Origin of the sequence: Sphingorhabdus sp. (assembly GCF_040079335.1) — a bacterium.
GTDB lineage: Bacteria > Pseudomonadota > Alphaproteobacteria > Sphingomonadales > Sphingomonadaceae > Sphingorhabdus_B.
Genome location: NZ_JBEBKL010000005.1, coordinates 1 through 20,262, shown reverse-complemented (window position 1 = coordinate 20,262; position 20,262 = coordinate 1). Strand labels below are relative to the sequence as shown.

At 59.2% G+C, this 20,262-nt stretch carries 19 protein-coding genes and 2 tRNA genes; 10 read left to right on the top strand and 11 right to left on the bottom strand.

The annotated features are described in order from the left end of the window. The 8 genes from ABL922_RS02825 to petA all read right to left on the bottom strand — a co-directional run bounded on the left by ABL922_RS02825 (nt 1) and on the right by petA (nt 6,043). Entirely contained in the window at nt 1–1,386 is a 1,386-nt protein-coding gene (locus ABL922_RS02825) for an ATP-binding protein (protein ID WP_349022689.1), read from the bottom strand. A 2-nt stretch (nt 1,387–1,388) separates the two neighbouring features. Beyond that, a complete protein-coding gene (locus tag ABL922_RS02820; RefSeq protein WP_349022688.1) occupies nt 1,389–2,108 on the bottom strand; it encodes a response regulator transcription factor in 720 nt (239 codons plus the stop codon). Nucleotides 2,109–2,193: 85 nt separating this feature from the next. After that, nucleotides 2,194–2,778, bottom strand: coding sequence for an EF-hand domain-containing protein (locus tag ABL922_RS02815; RefSeq protein WP_349022687.1), 585 nt, complete (start codon nt 2,776–2,778; stop codon nt 2,194–2,196). Nucleotides 2,779–2,932: 154 nt separating this feature from the next. Further along, nucleotides 2,933–3,006 (bottom strand) — tRNA-Gly (locus ABL922_RS02810). 46 nt (nt 3,007–3,052) lie between these two features. Further along, complete coding sequence (locus ABL922_RS02805; protein WP_349022686.1) at nt 3,053–3,283, bottom strand: hypothetical protein; 231 nt, start codon at nt 3,281–3,283, stop codon at nt 3,053–3,055. Nucleotides 3,284–3,339: 56 nt separating this feature from the next. Beyond that, the gene (locus ABL922_RS02800) at nt 3,340–4,173 is read right to left on the bottom strand and encodes a cytochrome c1 (RefSeq protein ID WP_349022685.1); all 834 of its coding nucleotides are present in this window, start codon (nt 4,171–4,173) and stop codon (nt 3,340–3,342) included. 18 nt (nt 4,174–4,191) lie between these two features. Then, nucleotides 4,192–5,487 carry a cytochrome b/b6 gene (locus tag ABL922_RS02795; protein WP_349022684.1) on the bottom strand — a complete coding sequence of 432 codons (1,296 nt, stop codon included), beginning with the start codon at nt 5,485–5,487 and terminating at the stop codon, nt 4,192–4,194. 13 nt (nt 5,488–5,500) lie between these two features. Further along, on the bottom strand, nt 5,501–6,043 hold the full coding sequence (petA, locus tag ABL922_RS02790; protein ID WP_349022683.1) for a ubiquinol-cytochrome c reductase iron-sulfur subunit: 543 nt from the start codon (nt 6,041–6,043) through the stop codon (nt 5,501–5,503). Nucleotides 6,044–6,271: 228 nt separating this feature from the next. Here petA and ABL922_RS02785 point away from each other — a divergent pair, with 228 nt between their 5' ends. The 4 genes from ABL922_RS02785 to ABL922_RS02770 are packed head-to-tail and all read left to right on the top strand — an operon-like array spanning nt 6,272 to nt 8,663. Continuing rightward, nucleotides 6,272–6,742, top strand: a complete 471-nt coding sequence (locus ABL922_RS02785) for a tRNA (cytidine(34)-2'-O)-methyltransferase (protein ID WP_349022767.1) — start codon at nt 6,272–6,274, stop codon at nt 6,740–6,742. Then, nucleotides 6,739–7,596 (top strand): oxygen-dependent coproporphyrinogen oxidase, encoded by an 858-nt coding sequence (gene hemF, locus ABL922_RS02780; RefSeq protein ID WP_349022682.1) that lies wholly within the window; start codon nt 6,739–6,741, stop codon nt 7,594–7,596. The genes ABL922_RS02785 and hemF overlap by 4 nt, the downstream gene beginning before the upstream one ends. Nucleotides 7,597–7,600: 4 nt before the next feature. Beyond that, complete coding sequence (locus ABL922_RS02775; RefSeq protein WP_349022681.1) at nt 7,601–8,188, top strand: GNAT family N-acetyltransferase; 588 nt, start codon at nt 7,601–7,603, stop codon at nt 8,186–8,188. Between the two features lie 13 nt (nt 8,189–8,201). After that, nucleotides 8,202–8,663 (top strand): MaoC family dehydratase, encoded by a 462-nt coding sequence (locus ABL922_RS02770; protein ID WP_349022680.1) that lies wholly within the window; start codon nt 8,202–8,204, stop codon nt 8,661–8,663. Here ABL922_RS02770 and mutL read toward each other — a convergent pair whose 3' ends face one another. Then, on the bottom strand, nt 8,664–10,478 hold the full coding sequence (mutL, locus tag ABL922_RS02765; RefSeq protein ID WP_349022679.1) for a DNA mismatch repair endonuclease MutL: 1,815 nt from the start codon (nt 10,476–10,478) through the stop codon (nt 8,664–8,666). 178 nt (nt 10,479–10,656) lie between these two features. On the opposite strand from mutL, the gene ABL922_RS02760 reads away from it, so the two are divergent. From ABL922_RS02760 to ABL922_RS02735, 6 genes are all read left to right on the top strand, one after another. Continuing rightward, nucleotides 10,657–11,691, top strand: coding sequence for a rod shape-determining protein (locus ABL922_RS02760; RefSeq protein WP_298598190.1), 1,035 nt, complete (start codon nt 10,657–10,659; stop codon nt 11,689–11,691). 15 nt (nt 11,692–11,706) lie between these two features. Then, nucleotides 11,707–12,612: a rod shape-determining protein MreC gene (mreC, locus tag ABL922_RS02755; protein ID WP_349022678.1), complete on the top strand. Its 906-nt coding sequence runs from the start codon at nt 11,707–11,709 to the stop codon at nt 12,610–12,612. Next, nucleotides 12,609–13,166: a rod shape-determining protein MreD gene (gene mreD, locus ABL922_RS02750; protein WP_349022677.1), complete on the top strand. Its 558-nt coding sequence runs from the start codon at nt 12,609–12,611 to the stop codon at nt 13,164–13,166. The genes mreC and mreD overlap by 4 nt, the downstream gene beginning before the upstream one ends. Further along, nucleotides 13,163–15,070, top strand: coding sequence for a penicillin-binding protein 2 (mrdA, locus tag ABL922_RS02745; protein WP_349022676.1), 1,908 nt, complete (start codon nt 13,163–13,165; stop codon nt 15,068–15,070). Before mreD ends, mrdA begins: the two co-directional genes overlap by 4 nt. Continuing rightward, nucleotides 15,067–16,173 (top strand): rod shape-determining protein RodA, encoded by a 1,107-nt coding sequence (rodA, locus tag ABL922_RS02740; protein ID WP_349022675.1) that lies wholly within the window; start codon nt 15,067–15,069, stop codon nt 16,171–16,173. Before mrdA ends, rodA begins: the two co-directional genes overlap by 4 nt. Before the next feature lie 101 nt (nt 16,174–16,274). Beyond that, nucleotides 16,275–16,350 (top strand) — tRNA-Lys (locus ABL922_RS02735). 148 nt (nt 16,351–16,498) lie between these two features. Here ABL922_RS02735 and ABL922_RS02730 read toward each other — a convergent pair. Both ABL922_RS02730 and traA read right to left on the bottom strand, forming a co-directional pair. After that, a complete protein-coding gene (locus ABL922_RS02730; RefSeq protein WP_349022674.1) occupies nt 16,499–17,272 on the bottom strand; it encodes a DUF6118 family protein in 774 nt (257 codons plus the stop codon). A 10-nt stretch (nt 17,273–17,282) separates the two neighbouring features. Beyond that, a complete protein-coding gene (gene traA, locus ABL922_RS02725; protein WP_349022673.1) occupies nt 17,283–20,168 on the bottom strand; it encodes a Ti-type conjugative transfer relaxase TraA in 2,886 nt (961 codons plus the stop codon). Nucleotides 20,169–20,262: the final 94 nt, after the last annotated feature.

The following is a 20,262-nucleotide window of genomic DNA, read 5'->3' as shown; positions in this document are numbered from 1 at the left end:
TCAGCCCAGTTTCTTGCTGATACGCAAAATCGCCCGCAAACCGCCCTCAGCGCGATTTTCCAGAACCACATCGCCGCCATGCGCCCGGGCAATCGCGCGGGCGATGGTCAGCCCGAGCCCCGAACCACCCGATGCCCGGTTGCGCGAGCTTTCTGCGCGCGCAAACGGTTCGAACAGGTTGGTCAACTGCTCCGTCGTCAATCCCGGCCCCTGATCGTCAATCGTGATCGACAACTGGTTTCCGTCGCACGCGGTCGAAATCTGCGCCTTGCCGCCATATTGTAGCGCATTGCCCATCAGGTTGCGCAAAGCCCGACGCAGCAAGACAGGGCGGACAGCGGCGCGGCATTTTTCAGCGCTCTCGACGACCTTAAGGCGATCCTCGCCGTCGAGTTCATCGGCGACCATTTCCACCAGCGCACTAACATCGGTGAGCACCAGCGCCTCTGCCGATTTGCCGAGGCGGGCGAGGATCAATATATCGTCGAGGATGTGAACCATCTCGTCGACGGTCGCCGCCATCTTCATCCGTTCATCTTCATCCTCGACAGATTCGATGCGCACGCGCAGCGAGGCCAACGGCGTTTTCAGGTCATGGCCAATGGCACCGAGCATAACATCCTTTTCAGTCAGCATCGCGTTGACGCGCTGTTCCGCCGCGTTGAAGCTGTCGATCAGGCTGCGGATGTCGTCCGGCCCTCGCGGCTCGAGCGGAGGAGCACCGCTGGCTAAACCTTCATGCGCCAGACGATCATTCAACTGGCGCAACGGCTTCGAGATCTGCCGAATGACAAGCAACAATGGGATCATCACGGCGAGATAGATCAGCAAAGTCTCGATTGCGATCAAGGTCAAGGGCTGGGAATAGTGTGGTCGTACACCCAAAATGGCATGGACCCATCGGCCATCGTCAAACTTCAGCGTTAGCAGAAGCACCTCTTTCGGCATCTTCCCGCCCCTCGAAATCCAGGGGCGGCCTTGATGGTCGAATTTAGGTTCGCGCATATTTTGCGGAAGGTTACTTTCTGGGCCCTTAGACAATCGCACCGAATCTATTTGTGGATAGATCGACTGAAGGGGCGCAGCCACTCGTTCAGCTAATTCGTCGGTGCTGGAAAAGCTGGGGGGCTGTAGCGCCCGGTCAGTTATCCAGATGGCCACTTTCCGCTTTCGGATCAGCGAATCTTTGGCGCCTGCATCTATAAGTTCCATCTGGTTGGCGACCGTCGCAGCCAGATGAGATGCAGCCTCAACAACCGAACGCCCCTGAAACGCGCGATAGCGTATGACGGTATTGATGCCCTGCACCAGCAGCACGCCGAGCGCCGTTACCAGCATTATCCTGCCAGTCAGCGTCTTCGGGAAGAATCGGAGCCATCTCGCCATTCTCAAAACTTTTGCACTTCAACCGAGAAGCGGTAACCGCCGCCCCAGATCGTCTTTATATATTTCGGGTCCTTGGTGTCAGGCTCCAGCTTGCGGCGCAGGCGGCTGACCTGATTGTCGATCGCGCGGTCGAACGGCCCTGCGATGCGGCCCTTGGTGAGGTCGAGCAGTTGATCCCGATTGAGCACCTGCCCTGCCCGCTCCACCAGCGCCTCAAGCAAGCGATACTCGCCGGACGACAGCGGCACGAGTGCGCCGTGCGGATCGAACAATTGCTGCTCTGCGGTCTTCAACTGCCAGCCATCAAAGGCCCAGATGGTGCCGCCATTGCCATTGGCAGGCTGCGCACCGTTGGTACGGCGTAGCGCCACTTTGATCCGCGCGACCAGTTCGCGCGGAGAAAAAGGTTTGACGACATAATCATCGGCACCGATTTCGAGACCTACAATCCGGTCGGCTTCTTCGGAACGTGCGGTCAGCAATATGACCGGCGGGCCGGCATTTTCGGCGATGAAGCGCGTCAGGCTTAACCCGTCTTCACCCGGCATCATGATATCGAGCAGGACGACATCAATGTCATAACCTTTGAGCGCATCGCGCGCATTCGCCGCATTGCCAGCCTCAGTCACGCGATAGCCCTGTTTCTCCAGATAGCGCGCCAAAGGATCGCGGATCGACAGTTCATCGTCGACCAACAGGATATGGGGGCGGGTCTTGGGCATCGGCTGTTACTATCGCGCCAATCGGTAAAGGGGAAGCGGGGCGGCGTCATAGGGGTGAAGCCGCCCCGCTAGGGGAGAAGGAGGCTTAGTTTGTGGCAGGAGCCTTCATGCGTTCGCGCATCGCGCTGCGCATGGCATCATGCTCAGCGCTCGAAATCTGGCCGTCCTTGTTGGTGTCTGCTTTGGTGAAATGGGCGTCGATCGCGGCGGTCATCTCCGCCTTGGTGATCGCCATGTCGCCGTTGGTGTCGGCCATTTTGAGCATCTTCATGCCACCACCGCCGCGATGGCCTTTTCCTTCACCATGATGGCCACGACCTTCGTGATGGCCGCGCATCTTGCCTTCGCCACGTTCGCCACGTTCTGCCATACGCGCTGCATGGGCTGCGGTGAATTCGGTTTCGCTGATGCTGCCATTTTTATCGGTGTCGATTTCGCCGAACTTGGCTTTGTGCTTGGCTTCACGGTCGACAGCATTGATCTGGCCGTCGGCGTTGACGTCCATCTTGGTGAAATGGGTGTTGGCCATCGCGGTCACTTCCGCCTTGCTGAGCGAGCCATCGCCGTTGGCATCGGCTTTGCTCATCTGGCCGGGGGCTGCAAAGGCAACTGCTGCGGCAATTGCAGCAGTCGCAACCGCGCCGCCGCCGATGAGGAGTTTCTTTTTCATGTCACTTGACCTTCGTGTCTGTCCATAGAGCCGCTATGGCCGGTTACCTGCTGTTTAGGAGGCAAAGGTCGCAGAACTATACGAAGCGCGCATGAAATTGTCGCAAATGGTAACGGCTGTAAAAGCGGCAGGTGTTCTTAAAATGTGGGAAGTTTGGAGCGGGTAAGGGGAATCGAACCCCTCTAGCTAGCTTGGAAGGCTAGTGCATTACCACTATGCTATACCCGCCCGCTCCGATGGCGGCGCTAATGCCATTGCATTCAAAGGTCGTCAATCATTCTTCTACCAGATATACTTTCCGGAATCCCCACTCGGCGACTGCAGCACCGAGCACCAGAAGCACCACTATGAAAAGTGGCACTCCAAAAAAATTTGTGCTCGCGGTGAGAGCAGCGAATACGCCGATGGCTATGCCGATACGGGATTTCAGTTTGGGGGAAATCAGCTTGGACCCGCATTTGCGGCACTGGAACGGCTTTCCCAAGCCGCCAAAAATCATCTTCAAAGGTATTGTAGTCTCGCAGCGGGGGCACCCGCCACGAGACCATGACTTCTTTTCGATCAATGCTTTTTGTCGGCCCAGATGGTGCGGTATGACAGATAGCACAGGGCAGTGAAGATGATCAGGAAGATCAGCGACGCCCAGCCAGCGGTCTTGCGCGCTTCCATCTTTGGCTCTGCAGTCCATGTCAGGAAAGCAGCTACGTCCTTGGCCATCTGGTCCTTGGTTGCCTTGGTGCCATCGTCAAACGTCACCTGATCGTCACCAGTCAGCGGCGGGGCCATCGCAAGGTTGAGGTTGGCGAAATAGGGGTTGTAGTGCAGCCCGGTGCCCGGACGGTTTTCCTTGGGCAAAGTTGCCGGAACAGCCTGATAACCGGTCAGCAGCGAATAGACATAGGCGGTGCCGTTGTGGCGTGCTTTGGTCATCAACGAAAGATCTGGCGGAAGTGCGTTGTTATTGGCTGCGCGCGCAGCTGTTTCGTTCGCATAGGGCGAAGGTATCTTGTCCGCTGGCAGGCCCGGGCGCGTAGCCGGCTCGCCGGTTTCCGGATTGATCGAGGGAATCTCGGTCTTCCAGCCCTTGGCAATCGCCTTCACTTCATCTTCGCTATAGCCAAGATCTTCAAAGTTACGGAAGGCGATCTGATTGAGGCTGTGGCAGGCAGAGCAGACTTCGGCGTAAACTTTCAGGCCACGTTGCAGTTGCGCCTTGTCATAGGAACCGAAGGGGCCGTCATGCTTGAACGACACCTTTTTCGGATGCTTGAGGAATTGCGATTCCACGGTGGGCGGAACAGGTTCGGTAACTGCAGTATATGCACCCGTGACGAGCGAGATCAGCAGCATTCCGCTGAAGAACAAGCCGACCAGACCAGCGATAAGACGGACCATGATGCTATTCTTTCCCTGTTAGGCAGCAGCAGTTTCGAGCGGCTTGCCGGTGACCGCTTCGGTGATAGAGTTGGGCAACGGCAAGGTTTTTTCAATCCGCGACACGATCGGCAGGATGATCAGGAAGTGCGCGAAATAATAGGCAGCAGCTATCTGGCTGATCATCACATAGGGCTGCTCTGCTGGCATCATGCCGCAATAGCCAAGAGCAACGACACTTGGGAGCAAGCCGAACCAGAAGAACTTCCGGAACAGCGGGCGATAATTGCCCGAGCGCACTGGCGAGGTATCCAGCCAAGGCAGGAAGAACAGCAGCAAGATCGAACCGAACATTGCGAGCACGCCCATCAGCTTCGCCGGGATGATAACAATACCCGTGAAAGGAATACCGAAATCGACCGTGAACGCCTTGAGGATCGCATAAAACGGCAGATAATACCATTCAGGCACGATGTGCGCCGGCGTCGAAAGCGGATTGGCCTGAATATAATTGTCCGGGTGACCCAGCATGTTCGGCGAGAAGAATGTCACGGCCACAAAGGCGAGCAGGAACAGGCCAAGCCCGAACCCGTCTTTCGCAGTGTAGTAAGGATGGAAAGGCACAGTATCACTTTCCGCCTTCACCGAAACACCGGTTGGGTTCGAAGAACCCGGAATATGCAACGCCCACACGTGCAGGATGATTGCGCCCAGAATGACGAAGGGCAACAGATAGTGCAGCGAGAAGAAGCGGTTCAGCGTTGCCTGATCAGGCGCATAACCACCAAGCAGCCACTGGCGCAGCGGCTCACCCACAACCGGAATGGCGGAGAAGAAGCCGGTGATCACCTGCGCACCCCAATAGCTCATCTGCCCCCAGGGAAGCACATAACCCATGAAGCCGGTTGCCATCATCAGCAGGAAGATAACCACACCGAGCAGCCACACCATTTCGCGCGGCGCCTTGTACGAGCCGTAGAACAGCCCGCGGAAAATGTGGATATAGACCACGATGAAGAAGAAGCTGGCGCCGTTCATATGCGCATATCGGAGGAACCAGCCACCATTCACATCGCGCATGATATGTTCGACGCTGTTGAACGCGCCATCGATGCTCGCATAATAATGCATGGCAAGGATGATGCCGGTGATGATCTGGATCACCAAGGCGACACCCGACAACACGCCGAAATTCCACCAATAGTTGAGGTTACGCGGAACAGCGTAGCCGCTCCCGATGGCGTTATAAACAAAACGGGGGAGCGGCAGGCGTTCATCGACCCACTGCATCACCGGATGCTGAGGCTTATACTCGTTGGCCCAAGGGAAACTCATTTCGGTGCGCTCCTCAACCGATTTTCACGACTGTGTCGGACATGAATGCGAATTCGGGAACCTGCAGGTTCAGCGGTGCCGGACCCTTGCGGATGCGGCCGGCGGTATCATAGTGCGAACCGTGGCAGGGGCAGAAATAGCCCCCAAACTCGCCCTTAACTTCACCAGCGGCAGCGCCCAGCGGCACGCAACCCAAATGGGTGCAGACACCCATGGAGATCAGCCAGTTTTCTTTGCCGGGCTTGGTGCGTTCGGCCAGCGTCTGCGGATCGCGCAGAGTGCTAACGGCAACCTTGTTGGCTTCGACAACTTCGGCCGGAGTCAGGTTACGGATGAAGACCGGTTGCTTGCGCCAGCTGGTCTTGATCGCCTGACCTGGCTCGATCGCCGACACATCGACCTCGATCGAAGCGAGCGCGCGGACATCGGCACTGGCCCCCATCTGATTCAATAGCGGCAAGGCAACTGCGGCGGCACCAACGCCTGCCCAGCTGACTGCAGCGATGTGTATAAAATCCCGACGGCGAACGCCATCTTCGGCAACTGTTTCTGTCATGCTTTCCGCCTGTTCGACCGTAGCCATGTTTTGCCCTCAAACTCCGCTGAGATGCGACAAAGTGTCGCGCGGTTAACCCCTATATTCTTGTCATTCTTGCACAGTCTTGCCTGCAGGCCAACTGTGATTCCGCGGCCTCATAGACGCGTTGCGCCCGATTTGCCAACCGGGAAATTGGCTAATATGTGTCATTCGCCTGTGCATAAGTTGCAAAAAACGGAACCAGATTTGAAAATTGCCCTTTACCAGCCAGACATCGCGGGAAATGTCGGTACGATTTTGCGCCTGAGCGCGTGCCTTGGCGTGCCCTGCGCGATCATTGAGCCATGCGGTTTTCCCTTTTCGGACAAGGCGCTGAAACGGGCGGGCATGGATTATGCGGAAGCCGTCGAGGTGCAACGCTTTGCGGACTGGCAGGCTTTCAACCAAAATGCCAAAGACGAAGGTCGTCGGATTGCGCTGATGAGCAGCAAGGGCTCAAACTCCCTCTACCAAACCGATTTCATGGCCAGCGACATCTTGCTCTTTGGCTCAGAAAGCGCCGGCGTACCTGATCATGTCCATTCAGCCAGCGACCTGCGCATCCGGATTCCGATGCAACCCGGATTTCGCTCCTTGAATGTTGCCGTGTCGGCTGGCATCGCGCTATCCGAAGCCCTGCGCCAAACGGGGCAATTGCCACTGGAGATTATGCCATGACGCTGACGCTCGACGTCCAGCAACAAACCGCCCGCGAATGGTTCGAAAGCCTTCGCGACCGGATATGTGCCGAATTCGAAGCGATCGAACGCGAAGCCGGATCGGACGCAACCTTCGACTATCTCGGCTGGGACCGCACCGATCATGACGGCTCGCCCGGTGGCGGCGGGGTGCGCGGCGTGATGAAGGGCAAGGTCTTCGAAAAGGTCGGCGTCAATGTTTCTACCGTGGGCGGCGCGTTCAACCCCGAATTCGCTCAGACCATCCATGGCGCCGCTGAAGACCCCAGCTTTTTTGCAACCGGTATCAGTCTGGTCGCGCATATGGCCAACCCGCATGTGCCCGCCGTGCATATGAATACCCGCTTCCTCGCAACCACCAAGCGCTGGTTTGGTGGCGGGGCGGACCTTAACCCGCCCATTGCCTATGACGAAGACACCGAAGATTTCCACGCCCGGTTGCGCGCGGCCTGTGCGCCGTATGGTCCGGACGTCTATGAACGCTATAAGAAATGGGCCGACGATTATTTCTGGATACCCCACCGCCAAATGCATCGCGGCGTGGGCGGGATATTCTACGACCATCTCGAATGCGAAAATGACACGATGTTCGAACGGAATCTGGCTTTCACCCGTGAAGTGGGTGAGGCCTTTCTCGACAGCTTCCCCAAGATTGTGCGCAAGCGGATGGGGCAGGAATTCAGCGAGACGGAAAAGCAGGCACAGCGCATCTGGCGCGGCCGCTATGCCGAGTTCAACCTTGTCTATGATCGCGGCACCACCTTTGGCCTGAAAACCGGCGGCAATGTCGATGCAATCCTGATGAGCCTGCCGCCCGAGGTGGTCTGGGAATAGACCCTTGGCTTACTCCGCGATTCCCAACGGCCATATCGCCGCAATAGTCACCTCGCTCGAAATGACCGAGCGCCCGCCATTGCGTCCAATGCCGGCAGGTGAATTGCGGCTAGAGCGGTGGGAGGCCCCTGCCCTCGAAAAATACCGCCTGCTCTACCGCCGCGTTGGTGAACCCTGGCTCTGGTTCTCACGGCTGGTGATGCCGGATGAAGAACTGGCGGCGATCATCCATGATCCCGACGTGATGATCTGGGCTGTGACCGACCGGCGCGGGATCGAGGTCGGCATTCTCGAACTCGACTTCCGTGAAGGCGGCCAGTGCGAACTGGCTTTCTTTGGTCTCATCCCAGCGCTCAATGGCAAGGGTCATGGGCGCTGGCTGATGGCGATGGCGCTGCAGGCCGCATGGGCGCGCAATGGGGTTGAACGGCTTTGGGTACATACCTGCACACTCGATGCACCCGGCGCGCTAGGCTTCTATGTCAAAAGTGGCTTTATCCCCTATCAGCGTCAGCTCGAAACCTTTCCCGACCCGCGCCTGACCGGCCATTTGCCACGCGATGCTGCGCCGCAAATTCCAATTATCGATTAGGAACCAATATTTTATGCTCCACTTCGAAGACATCGTTGTCGGTACCAAATCCAGCTATGGCCGTTATGAAGTCACCCGCGAGGAAGTGATCGAATTCGCCAGCAAATATGATCCACAACCCTTCCATTTGAGCGACGAAGCCGCAGCCCAAACCTATTTCGGGCGCCTTTCCGCCAGCGGCTGGCACACCGGCTCAATGGCGATGCGGATGATGGTCGACAATATGAAGGTCAACCAGCAGGCCGGCCTCGGCTCCCCCGGCATCGACGAACTGCGCTGGCTGAAACCGGTCTATCCCGGCGACACATTGCGCATCGAAAACGAAATACTTTCTAAACGCCGCTCAAAATCGCGCCCGGAAATGGGCAGCTTTGTCGGACGCACCACGGTGTTCAATCAGGACAATGTTGCGGTAATGTCGATGGTTTCGACGGGCTTGATCAGGGTACGAAATCCGGAGGGTTCGGGCGAGTAATCACTTCCTCCCAAACAGCTTCTCAACATCCCCCAACGCCAGTTTCACCCAGGTCGGCCTGCCATGGTTGCACTGGCCCGAACGAGGCGTAACTTCCATTTCGCGGAGCAAAGCATTCATCTCAGCCACGCTCAGCACGCGGCCAGCGCGGACGGAGCCGTGGCAGGCCATGGTTGCCGCGACTAGATCGAGCCGTTCTTTCAAGCTGATCGCTTCGTCATAGGCGGCAAGATCGTCGGCAAGATCGCGAATCAGCGACTGGACATCTTTGGTGCCGAGCAAGGCGGGCACAGAGCGGACCAACATCGCTGCCGGGCCGAAGCGTTCGATTTCGAGGCCCAGATCGGCAAATTCGGCCAGCCGCGCCTCCAGCCGGTCGCAGGCGGTTTCTTCCAGCTCGACGACGTCGGGCACCAACAGGCCTTGGGTTGCCACCCTGCCCTGTGCGGTCGCGGCGCGCATCCGTTCGAGCACCAACCTTTCATGCGCCGCATGCTGATCGACGATGACAAGGCCATCCTCAGCTTCGGCGACGATATAGGTCGCCGCCACCTGCCCGCGGGCCACGCCCAACGGATGACGGACGGCTTCGGGCACAGCTTCTGTCGAAGCCTCGGCGCGGCCCATCAAGGGAGCCAAATCTTCACCGGCAATCGCCGCCAGATCGGCAAAGCTCGACCGCGCTTCTGACAGTCCGGCAAAAGCCGGACGGCGCGCATAATTGCCTTGATAGGCAGTTGGCGGTGCGGCGAAGATCTCGCCTTGCGCTGTCCGCACAGGTTCCTGCTGCCAGTTGGCCAGCGCCGCCTCGGCAGGTCGCTGCACGCTGCGAAAGCCTGCTTGATCGATGGCATGGCGCAATCCCGAAACGATCATCCCACGCACGAATGCCGGATCGCGGAAGCGAACTTCGGTCTTGGCCGGGTGGACATTCACGTCAACCTCGCTCGGCGGCACATCGAGGAAAAGAGCTACCACCGCATGCCGATCACGTGCCAGCATCTCGGCATAGGCACCGCGCACCGCACCGACGAGCAGCCGGTCCTTTACTGGCCGCCCATTGACGAACAGATATTGATGATCGGCAACGCCGCGATTGTAAGTCGGCAGCGAGGCGATGCCACCAAGGCTGATCCCTTCGCGCTGGAAATCGAGTCCAACGCTGTTGTCCGCCAGTTCGGGCGCGGTCAGCGCGGCAACGCGTTCGGGCCGGTCCATCCCCGGCTGCACCGCCAACGTCCGTCGCCCGTCATGTTCAAGCGTAAAGCCGATATCGGGTCGCGCCATCGCCAGCCGCCGAACCGCATCAAGCGCGGCTGCATATTCGGCGCGCGGGCTGCGTAGGAATTTGCGCCGCGCGGGTATATTGGCGAACAGGTTTTCGACCCGCACCCGCGTGCCCGGCGGAATCGCAGCTGGCCCTTCGGAGACCAGTTGCCCATGGTCGACGACCCGATTCCAGCCTTCGCCGCCGCGCACCCGGCTTTCGACGCTGAATTTCGAAACGCTGGCGATCGACGGCAGGGCCTCTCCGCGAAAGCCCATCGTCAAAACCTGATCGATATTGTCGTCGGGCAGTTTCGAAGTCGCATGCCGTTCCAGCGCCAGCGCAATCTCGTCCGGCGTCATCCCGCAGCCATCGTCGGTGACCTCGACCAGATCGAGTCCGCCCGCACCCAGCCTGATCGAAATATTCTGCGCGCCCGCATCAATGGCGTTTTCAACCAGTTCCTTCAACGCACTGGCCGGTCTTTCTACCACTTCACCGGCTGCAATCCGGTTGATAAGCGCGTCGGGAAGCCTTCTTATTGACATCTGCGCGCACCTAGCCCAAGCGCCGCCCTCAAGCGAATCCTTTCATGGTGAAGAAGCGCGATTTTGCTGTTTTGAAAGACGGCAAATTCCTGTAGTGCGACGCGATTGCGACGCGCCGTCATCAAAGGCATTTCAGCCCGCAATCCCACAAACCTCTTTCTGGGTGGAAGATTAGAGAATGTTCAAGCTTTTCCGGTTTGCCTCGCAAGACATGGCAATCGATCTCGGCACGGCGAATACCGTGGTCTATGTGCGCGGACAGGGCATCGTTTTGAACGAGCCTTCGGTGGTCGCCATCGAAACGATCAATGGCATCAAGCGCGTCAAAGCTGTGGGCGACGACGCCAAGCTGATGATGGGCAAGACCCCTGACAGCATCGAGGCGATCCGTCCGTTGCGCGATGGTGTGATCGCCGACATTGATGTCGCCGAACAGATGATCAAGCACTTCATTCACAAGGTGCACGGCAAGCCCCGCATGTTCAGCTATCCCGAAATTGTGATTTGCGTTCCGTCAGGTTCGACTTCCGTCGAGCGGCGCGCGATCCGCGATGCGGCCTCGAATGCTGGCGCGAGCGCGGTCTATCTGATCGAAGAACCGATGGCAGCTGCGATCGGTGCCGACATGCCAGTGACAGAACCCATCGGCTCGATGGTCGTCGACATTGGCGGTGGCACCACCGAAGTTGCAGTGCTTTCGTTGCGCGGCCTCGCTTACACCACCTCGGTGCGTACCGGCGGTGACAAGATGGACGAAGCCATCGTCTCTTACGTTCGCCGACACCATAACCTGCTGATCGGTGAAGCCACCGCAGAGCGCATCAAAAAGGACTTCGGCACCGCTCGCGCGCCTGCCGACGGCATTGGTCACACGATCCACATCAAGGGCCGTGATCTTGTGAACGGGGTTCCCAAGGAAATCTCGATCAACCAGGGCCAGATTGCCGAAGCACTGTCCGAACCCATCGGCACCATCGTCGAAGGTGTGCGCATCGCTCTGGAAAACACCGCACCCGAACTGGCCGCCGATATCGTCGATCAGGGCATCGTGCTCACCGGCGGTGGCGCTTTGATGCAGGGACTGGACGAGCATCTGCGCGACGAAACGGGTCTGCCCGTCACCGTTGCCGAAGATCCGTTGACCTGCGTCGCCATCGGCACCGGGCGCGCAATGGAAGACCCAGTCTTCCGCGGCGTCCTCCTCACCGCATAAAGCTGGGACAAGGGGATGGCGCCGCCACGGCATCGGCGCCCGGGTTTTTCCCGAAGAGCGCAATATAGCCTGTTTGTAACCTATGTGCTGGCGATTGCCGGCGCGATTGTGGCTGGCATATTGCTGCTGATCTCGATTGCCGATCCGACGGGTTTTGCCGCGCTGCGAGCGGGTGCCGCCGAAGTGACCGCGCCTGTCGCGCGCGGCTTTCACGCCATCCGCCGCAGCATCGCTGGCATTGGCGAGAACACCTCAGCCTATCTTGATGCGGCTTCGCAAAATGCTGCGCTGAAGCGACAGGTTGCCGCAAACCAGACCAAGCTGATTCAGGCCGATGCGCTACGCGTGGAAAATCGCGAACTGAAAATCCTGCTCAACCTTCAGCAGGAGGAAGCAGACAATGTCGTAGCAATCGGCAATCTGGTCAGCAGCACAGCTTCGAGCAGCCGCCGGATCGCCATATTGTCGGTGGGCAGCAGCGATGGCGTCGCGGTTGGCTATCCCGTGCGGGCCGCACGCGGCTTGATCGGTCGCGTCATCGAAACCAGCCCGACAACGGCCAAGATATTGCTGCTGTCTGATGCGGAAAATGTCATCCCCGTCATCCGGGTGCCCGATGGCTTGCCCGCGCTGGCCAGCGGCCTTGGCGATGGCACGATCATGATCCGGCCTGTGGATCTAGGGGTCAATAATTTCAAACGTGGCCAAGTGGTTACCACCTCGGGAAGCGGCGGGCTTTATCCGCCCAACATCCCCTTTGCGACCGTCGTCCGAAAAACCAATGACGGTGCCCTCGCCCGCCCGATTGCCAGCCCTGCCTCGAGCGAACATGTGATGGTGTTGAGGCCCTATCAGCAAGCCGCAAAGCAAGTGCTCGACACAGCGTTGGAGGCTTTGCCGAAGAGCGAATCGGCCGAATGAACCAGTTGCTTGCAACAGGGCGCAAACTGCTGGGCACTGGCCGCGAATATGAAAGCCGCATCGATCGCGAGCAGTCGCCGGCAAGGATGCTGCTCGTCCCGATTCTCTCGGTGATGACAGGTTCGATGGCGACATCGACTTTGCCGTTGGTGGCGGGAACGCCATTGCTCCCGCCCTTTGGCCTGTTGATCCTCCTCGCCTGGCGGCTGATGCGGCCCGGCATGTGGCCTGCTTGGATCGGACTGCCGCTGGGGTTGTTCGACGATCTGTATAACGGTCAGCCCTTTGGCAGCTCGGCCTTTGTCTGGTCGCTGTGCATGATCGCTATCGAACTGCTCGACCTGCGCGGCGTGTGGCGCGATCATTTGCGGGACTGGCTAATCGCATCGGTGCTGATTATGGTCGCCTTGCTTGCCGGGCTTGGCATCACCGAACTGGCCTACCAAGCGCCGGAGGCTTCCATCATCGTGCCGCAGATTTTCGTCTCGATCCTGTTTTACCCGCTTGCGGTCAGGCTGTGCGCGCATCTCGACGGCTGGCGGCTCGCTACATGAACGAGAAGCGCGGGCCGACAACCGGACAATTGGAATTCACCTTTTCCCGCCGCGCACTTTTCATCGGCGGGGTGCAGGCGACTGTCGGTGCCGTGGTTGCCACGCGGATGGCCTATATCGCGGTTGCCGAGAACGAAAAATACAAGCTCGCATCCGAAAGCAACCGCATCAACCTGACGCTGATCCCGCCACGCCGCGGCTGGTTCATCGACCGGATTGGCAAACCCATCGCCACCAATCGCGCCGATTTTCGTGTCGACATCATTCCCGACCGCTTGCAAAACCGCGAACAGACGCTGGGCACGCTGACCCGGTTGCTCGACCTCAAACAGGAAGATGTTGAGCGGATCGAAAAGGAACTGAAGGAAGCGCAGGGCTTCCAGCCGGTGCAGGTGGCAGCGGGCCTAGATTATGAAAGCTTCGCCCGGGTCAGTGTGCGCTTGCCCGACCTGCCCGGCATCAGCCCAAGGCAGGGCTTTTCGCGTTTTTACCCCAGCGGTGCTGCGGTGGGCCATCTGCTCGGTTATGTTGGTACGGTTTCCGCCGAGGAATATCGGCTCGACAAAAACCCGTTGCTGATCACACCTGGCTTCAAGGTTGGCAAACAGGGTCTTGAAAAGACGATGGAAATGCGCCTACGCGGTAAGCCTGGTGCTAAGCGGACCGAGGTTACTGCGCGCGGCAAGATCGTGAGGGAGCTTTCCACCCGTTCCGATACGCCGGGCAAGCCGGTGCAGCTGACTATCGATATCGATCTGCACAATTATGCTGCGCGGCGTTTGGGGGTCGAATCAGGATCGGTCGTGGTGATTGACTGCCTGACGGGCGATATCCTCGCTTTGGTTTCGATGCCCTGTTTCGATCCGAACAGCTTTTCCGAAGGCATTGGTCGCCTTGAATGGAAAATGCTCAATTCGGATGAGCGCATCCCGATGCTCAACAAATCGCTGCAGGGGCTCTATCCACCCGGATCGACGCTAAAACCGATGGCGGGGCTGGCTTTCCTGAAGCATGGCATCGATCCCGAGGAGACAGTCAGCTGCGGTGGCGGCTACCGGCTTGGCAATCGCGTCTTCAAATGCCTTGGCAGACACGGATCGATGAACATGCGTTCGGCCATCATGAAGAGCTGCAACACCTATTTCTATTCAATGGCCAACCGCGTCGGTTATGATGCGATAGCGCCGGCCGCAAAGCAACTCGGCCTCGGTCAGGAATTCCCCCTTCCTTTCCAGTCGCAACGCTATGGCACAATTCCCGACAGCGCCTGGAAGCAGAAGAAATATGGCCAAGCGTGGAGCCGATCAGACACGCTGAATGCGGTCATCGGACAGGGCTATGTCAGCGTCAGCCCGTTCCAACTGGCCGTCATGGCCGCGCGGATCGCTTCGGGGCGGATGCTCGAACCCGAAATTCTGCTGAAACAGCGCGGCGCCGCCCAGCATCTGCCTTTCCCCGACGAGCATTTGCAGGTCGTTCGCGACGGCATGGATCTGGTTGTCAATGGCGCGGGGACCGCAGTGCGTAGCCGGCTCGATCTGCCCGATGTCACCATGGCCGGAAAAACAGGAACTGCGCAGGTGCGAGCCATCAAAGGCGGACAGCGGGGCCAGAGCGGCGCCCGCAAATATCGCGACCACGGCCTGTTCGTCTGCTTTGCGCCCGTCGCGCAGCCACGTTATGCGGCCGCAGTGGTGATCGAACACGGACTTGGCGGCGCGCGTGCGGCGGCGCCGGTGGCAAAGGATGTGCTGACATTCCTCTATGATCGCGAAAAGGCGATAGCCTCGCTCGAAGCACTCGAGGCAGGCTGGGGCGGCGGCATCGAAGAACGCATGGCGCGCCAATATGCTGCTTTCCAGGCAGGGCAAGGCGTACCCGCTACCGAACGGAGCGAGATGTGAACGGCATCGTTCCGGCCCCGATAGCGGCGCTTCCCTGGCGCGTCATCTTTGTGCTGTTCGGCCTCGCGACCTTTGGGACCGCTGTGCTGTATTCCGCTGCCGGGGGAAGCTTCGCCCCTTGGGCCGGAAACCACTTCCTGCGCTTTTGCGTATTGATGACGATGGCCGTCGTGATGTCGCGCCTTCCCCTCGATTTCTGGAAGAAAATCACTTTCCCGCTCTACATCATATTGCTGCTCATGCTGATCGCGGTGGAGTTGATTGGCTTTGCCGGCGGGGGCAGCCAGCGTTGGATCAACCTGGGCATCATCACCTTTCAGCCGTCCGAATTGATGAAACCGACAGTGGTGCTGGTAACCGCATGGTTTTTTGACCGCCTGCCGCCATCCAAAATCACCGGCTGGGACGCGATCTGGCCAGTCGCTATCATGCTCGTGGTGCCGAGCATCCTCGTCATCATCCAGCCCGATTTCGACGCGGCCTTGGCTTATATTTTCTGCGCAGCAGTCGTCGGATTCCTTGCTGGCTGGCCGTTGATCTATTTTATCGGCGGCGGACTGGCAGTCGCGATACTTGCCCCTCTGGTCTTCTTCTTCGGCCTCCGCCCCTATCAGCAGGACCGCGTCCTTATATTCCTCAATCCCGAAAATGATCCGCTGGGCGCAGGCTATCACATCACCCAGTCCAAAATCGCGATCGGATCGGGCGGGATATTCGGCAAGGGCTTTGGAAATGGCACGCAAAGCCATCTCGATTATTTGCCCGAAGGCCATACCGATTTCATCTTTGCAACGATGGCTGAGGAATGGGGCTTGCTCGGCGGGCTGATCATCATATCACTCTATGTGCTGCTGATGCGCTGGGGCCTGAAAGTCGCGATGGAAAGCACTAACCGCTATGGCCAACTGGTTGCGGGCGGGCTCACCTGCACAATATTCTTCTACATCATGATCAACCTTTTGATGGTCGTCGGTTTCGCCCCTGTCGCGGGCTTGCCCTTACCTTTTGTAAGCCACGGAGGTTCGTCGATGCTGACCATGATGATCTGCGTCGGCATCATCATGTCGATCGAACGCCACCCGGGAAGGCGCGCCTTTAGCTAAGCTCAACATTTGGTCGCAACCGGGATTGACATCCGAACCGAATCCCGCCAAAGGCGCCCCTCCAAACCGGTGCGAAGGGATCTGCCCCGCACCTGAAATGGGGACGCTTAGCTCAGTTGGTAGAGCAGCTGACTCTTAATCAGCGGGTCGTGGGTTCGAACCCCTCAGCGTCTACCATTCAAGTCATTTATCACTTTGTTTTCAAAAGAATAAATGGCCCATTCAAAAATCTGAACCCACACTCGTTCCCACATTTTGAATTGGACATATTGGGTGGTGCTGGGCCTCGGTGGAACCGAACATCGGATGATATGATGCTTGGCCGTCAATTGCGATGCTCGCTCCCAGCCCGAATTTTGACCGTGCAACGCACCGGCTGCTTCGCATTCGCGGCATATTTCTGGCAAGCCTCGATAGCCTCTCGGTTGTCGCGCAGCAAATCGGCTGCCCGCTCAAGCGCGTTCAAAGCCGGAGGGCTTTCGCTGCGCATGAGGCGCGTGCCTGCATCCCAGCGCGACGATTCGCCGACCATCCTCGCTGCCATTCGCTCGGGCCAGTGCCAATTTTCCGGAAGGGCACGGGCGATAGTTCCGGGAAGGAACGACCAGAGAAGGATGCCGCCCAGCACTCCGCCTCCGACCGCCTGAAAAACCTTGCGGCGTTGGTCCGCACTATTGCGGGCGTGGGATGTGACACTGCGCATATCCTGCGTCGCCTGCCGAAGCTCATTATATGCGTTGTTGATTCGCGTTTGATCGCCGCGCCGCGCTGCCTCCGCTGCGGCTTCGATCCGCCTGCCAAAGCTATCGGGAGTCACCTGCATGGCTGGGTGTTCCTCGATGCAATCAAGATTCTCTGCCATCTCTTCGAGCCGCTTTGTCATCTCCGTCAGGGTCGCCCCATAATCCGGGATAATGATATCCGCTCGCTCGGCGGCTAGATGCTGGACTGCCCGCCGCATGAGGGCCAATTCGCCTTCAAGCCTTGCGAATGCTTCGGCAGCGGGGTCGCTCTCGACCGCGGCCATTTTTGGCTGTAGCTCCGCTTCGGCCTCCTCCTCAATGTCCAGCGTCACTTCTTCGGTATCGGCATTATCCACTTCACTTCTCCTACAGGCTCATTCCAATCGAGCGGGTTCGCTCGAACGACACAGACGCGGCAAGGTCGCGCGACAAATCGCGCCCGATGTCCTTGCCGAGACCAAGTTCCCGCGTCCGGTTGCGGAGCAGCGATTCCACCTGTGGGTCGCGTTCCAGACCTTTCGCCATGTCAGCCATGCGCCCTGCGATACGGCCTGCACCATTGTCGTTGCCGCCTTGCTGCATGACGGCGCGTACCTGCCCTAGCCGCTGCCAGTCATTCACAAAGCGGTCGGCGCGCTGCACAGGATCAACACGGATTTCAGATTCAAGCTGCATGGCGCGGATCGCGCCTTGGCTTCGACCATCGGCTGCCTCGCGGGTCAACTCAGGTTGGCGCTGTAACGCGCTCGCAAGGTCGGCGGCAGCATTGGGCCTGATCGCGTCGAGCGCCTTCCCAGACTTTTCCAATGCCTCCCATTGGTGGGGAAGCACTGGCAATCCTTGCTCGCGCATCTTCGCCATATCGTCGGCGGCACGGGCAAAGCGTTCGACCGCACGACGCTGGTTGGAAAGCCCGTGCTGTTCGGCGGGAAGAGTTTCGAGCTTTTGCGTTTGAGGTCGGAAGCCCGCAAAGATCGACTTTGCCCGTTCTGGCAATTGCCTTGCGATTTCAATGATGCGTTCGCGAAAGGTGATCCCGCGCCGCTCGGCAAATTGCTGTTCTGGGTTATAGTCGCTTGCCATGTCTTTGCCGCGCTCACGGCTGAGCGTGCGAACAAGTTTCGACTGATCGGCAAAGTCATCGCGTCCATAATGCAGGTCAACGCCGTCACGGTGGCGGGACAGCGCGACATAGGCACCGTGGCTGTCCATTCCCGGCGTGGCGAGCACATGCGTCCGGTCTACCGTCATGCCCTGCGCCTTATGGATCGTGGCAGCGTAGCCGTGATCGACATGCGCGTAGTCCTTGGTGTCGAACGTCACTGCACGGCCGTCGTCGGTGCGCACCGCCATGCGCTGCGGCTTTACCTGCTCGACGATGCCCAGTGTGCCGTTCTTGACGCCAAGCCCGCGCTCGTTGCGAAGGAACATGATGCGGTCGCCGGACGCAAATGCACGTTCACCACGCTCGGCTTTCACCGAGACATCGCCGCCCAACTCTCCGCTCGCGCGCATCTTCCCGCGCGCCGCTTCATTGAGTTGACGCACCTCGTCATTGGTGTGGGTGACGATGATCCGTGTATCACCGGAACTGCCCTGCCTGTCACGATCCCAACGCTCGATCAACTCTTCGCGCGCTGCCTCCCGCGTTTCGGTTGGATGCACCATGCCGCGCTCGCCATAGGCCTGAATGGCAAGTCCGGTGCGCCCGGTGGCAAGGTGCCGGGTCGCATCCTGCTGCCAGCCGTCATGCTGGCGGCGGACTTCGCTGATTTCGACGCCGCCATGCCGTTCGTGGATGGCACGGAACGCCGCTCCGGCTTCAATGGCCTGCAACTGCTGCGGGTCTCCAACCAGCACGATTTTCGCGCCTGCATCGGCAGCGCGGGACAGCACGCGCTCCATCTGGCGCGTGCCGACCATGCCCGCCTCATCGATCACCAGCACGTCGCGCGAAGTAAGATGCTCGCGGCCCTTGCCCCATTGATGTTCAAGGCTGGCAATGGTTCGCGACGCAATGTCCGAACCCTTCTCCAGTCCTTCGGCGGCAATACCCGATAGCGCAGCGCCGCGAACAGTGTAGCCAGCGCTTTCCCAAGCCTCGCGCGCGACGCCAAGCATCGCGCTTTTGCCGGTTCCTGCATAGCCGACAACGACGCTCAGGCCGCGCCCGTCTGTAACATGCTCAAACGCCGCGCGCTGCTCTCCCGATAGCAGTAAGCCGCGCTCTTCGGCGCGCGCCAGCGCGCTCGTTTGTTTGTCCTCGCCAACGCGATGCCGTTCGCGCTCAGCCATCAATTCCGATGCGCGCTGCAACCGCTGTTCGGTCTCAATCATCTGGCGCGATGTGAAGCGGTCATCACCGCGTCCGTCCTTGCCCAACGCGATGAAATCGGGCGATGTTCGCACTGCACTTAGCGCCGCATCGAACTGCTCCTTTCCGTCGCTGTGCCGATGCACGAAAATGGCGAGGTCGCGGTTCGTGAAGGTGGCTTGGCTGTGCGTGATCGCATCAAGCGCGACACAGGGATTTGCGATGATCCGTTCGCCGTTGCGCTGTGCAATAGCGCGATGTTCCTCGATGCGTTCGGCCTCAAGCCCGCGCCCACCGATGCGTGAGGCAGCCGGGCCAATCTTGTCCTGCGGCTCCAGCTTGATGCCTTGCGCGTCCAGACTGCGGTGATCGACGCGGGCGTCGATGTCGAGTTCGACTAGCCGCTGATTAACATGATCGGCCCAGCGCTCGCGCCACTGCTCGACCAGCTCTGACTTGTTCCACTCCCGGACCTTCGCGCCGAACCCATCCTTCCCGACTTCGCGCATGGTCAGCATGACATGCGCGTGCGGCTTGGCCAGCCCGTCCTTGCCGATATCCCAGTGGACATTGAGGTCGGCAATCATGCCCTTTTCAACGAACTCGGCTTTGACAAAGTCGCGGGCCAGCGCAATGCCTTGGCTCTTGTTCAGCTCGCGCGGAATCGCGAACTCTACCTCGCGGGAAAGCTGCGCGTCTTTACGTTTCTCGGCGGCCTCGACCGCGTTCCAGAGCTTTTCCCGGTCGGCGAACTCGGGCGGTGCGCCCTCGGGCAGCATTACTTCGGAATGAACGACGCCGTCCTTGTTCGTGAAGTCATGGTCGCGGTCGAGCCGTTCATCGTGCAGCCGTTCGGCTGCACGGTAGGCCGAAGCTGCAACAGCACTGCGCCCGCTGGCGCGGCTGATAACTTTTACCGAGAGATGGAAGATAGCCATGATGGCAATCCATCTACGCCATCAAAGCCACGTCGGCACGACGTATAAGCGCGCCCTCCCATGATAAAATCCTGCTCGGGACTAGGTGGTGTCA

What these genes read in the sequence shown, in the direction of transcription:
- ABL922_RS02825 (WP_349022689.1), bottom strand. Translation starts at nt 1,386, where the DNA reads ATGGCGAGATGGCTCCGATTCTTCCCGAAGACGCTGACTGGCAGGATA.
- ABL922_RS02820 (WP_349022688.1), bottom strand. Translation starts at nt 2,108, where the DNA reads ATGCCCAAGACCCGCCCCCATATCCTGTTGGTCGACGATGAACTGTCG.
- ABL922_RS02815 (WP_349022687.1), bottom strand. Translation starts at nt 2,778, where the DNA reads ATGAAAAAGAAACTCCTCATCGGCGGCGGCGCGGTTGCGACTGCTGCA.
- ABL922_RS02800 (WP_349022685.1), bottom strand. Translation starts at nt 4,173, where the DNA reads ATGGTCCGTCTTATCGCTGGTCTGGTCGGCTTGTTCTTCAGCGGAATG.
- ABL922_RS02795 (WP_349022684.1), bottom strand. Translation starts at nt 5,487, where the DNA reads ATGAGTTTCCCTTGGGCCAACGAGTATAAGCCTCAGCATCCGGTGATG.
- petA (WP_349022683.1), bottom strand. Translation starts at nt 6,043, where the DNA reads ATGACAGAAACAGTTGCCGAAGATGGCGTTCGCCGTCGGGATTTTATA.
- hemF (WP_349022682.1), top strand. Translation starts at nt 6,739, where the DNA reads ATGACGCTGACGCTCGACGTCCAGCAACAAACCGCCCGCGAATGGTTC.
- ABL922_RS02770 (WP_349022680.1), top strand. Translation starts at nt 8,202, where the DNA reads ATGCTCCACTTCGAAGACATCGTTGTCGGTACCAAATCCAGCTATGGC.
- mutL (WP_349022679.1), bottom strand. Translation starts at nt 10,478, where the DNA reads ATGTCAATAAGAAGGCTTCCCGACGCGCTTATCAACCGGATTGCAGCC.
- ABL922_RS02760 (WP_298598190.1), top strand. Translation starts at nt 10,657, where the DNA reads ATGTTCAAGCTTTTCCGGTTTGCCTCGCAAGACATGGCAATCGATCTC.
- mreC (WP_349022678.1), top strand. Translation starts at nt 11,707, where the DNA reads ATGGCGCCGCCACGGCATCGGCGCCCGGGTTTTTCCCGAAGAGCGCAA.
- mreD (WP_349022677.1), top strand. Translation starts at nt 12,609, where the DNA reads ATGAACCAGTTGCTTGCAACAGGGCGCAAACTGCTGGGCACTGGCCGC.
- mrdA (WP_349022676.1), top strand. Translation starts at nt 13,163, where the DNA reads ATGAACGAGAAGCGCGGGCCGACAACCGGACAATTGGAATTCACCTTT.
- traA (WP_349022673.1), bottom strand. Translation starts at nt 20,168, where the DNA reads ATGGCTATCTTCCATCTCTCGGTAAAAGTTATCAGCCGCGCCAGCGGG.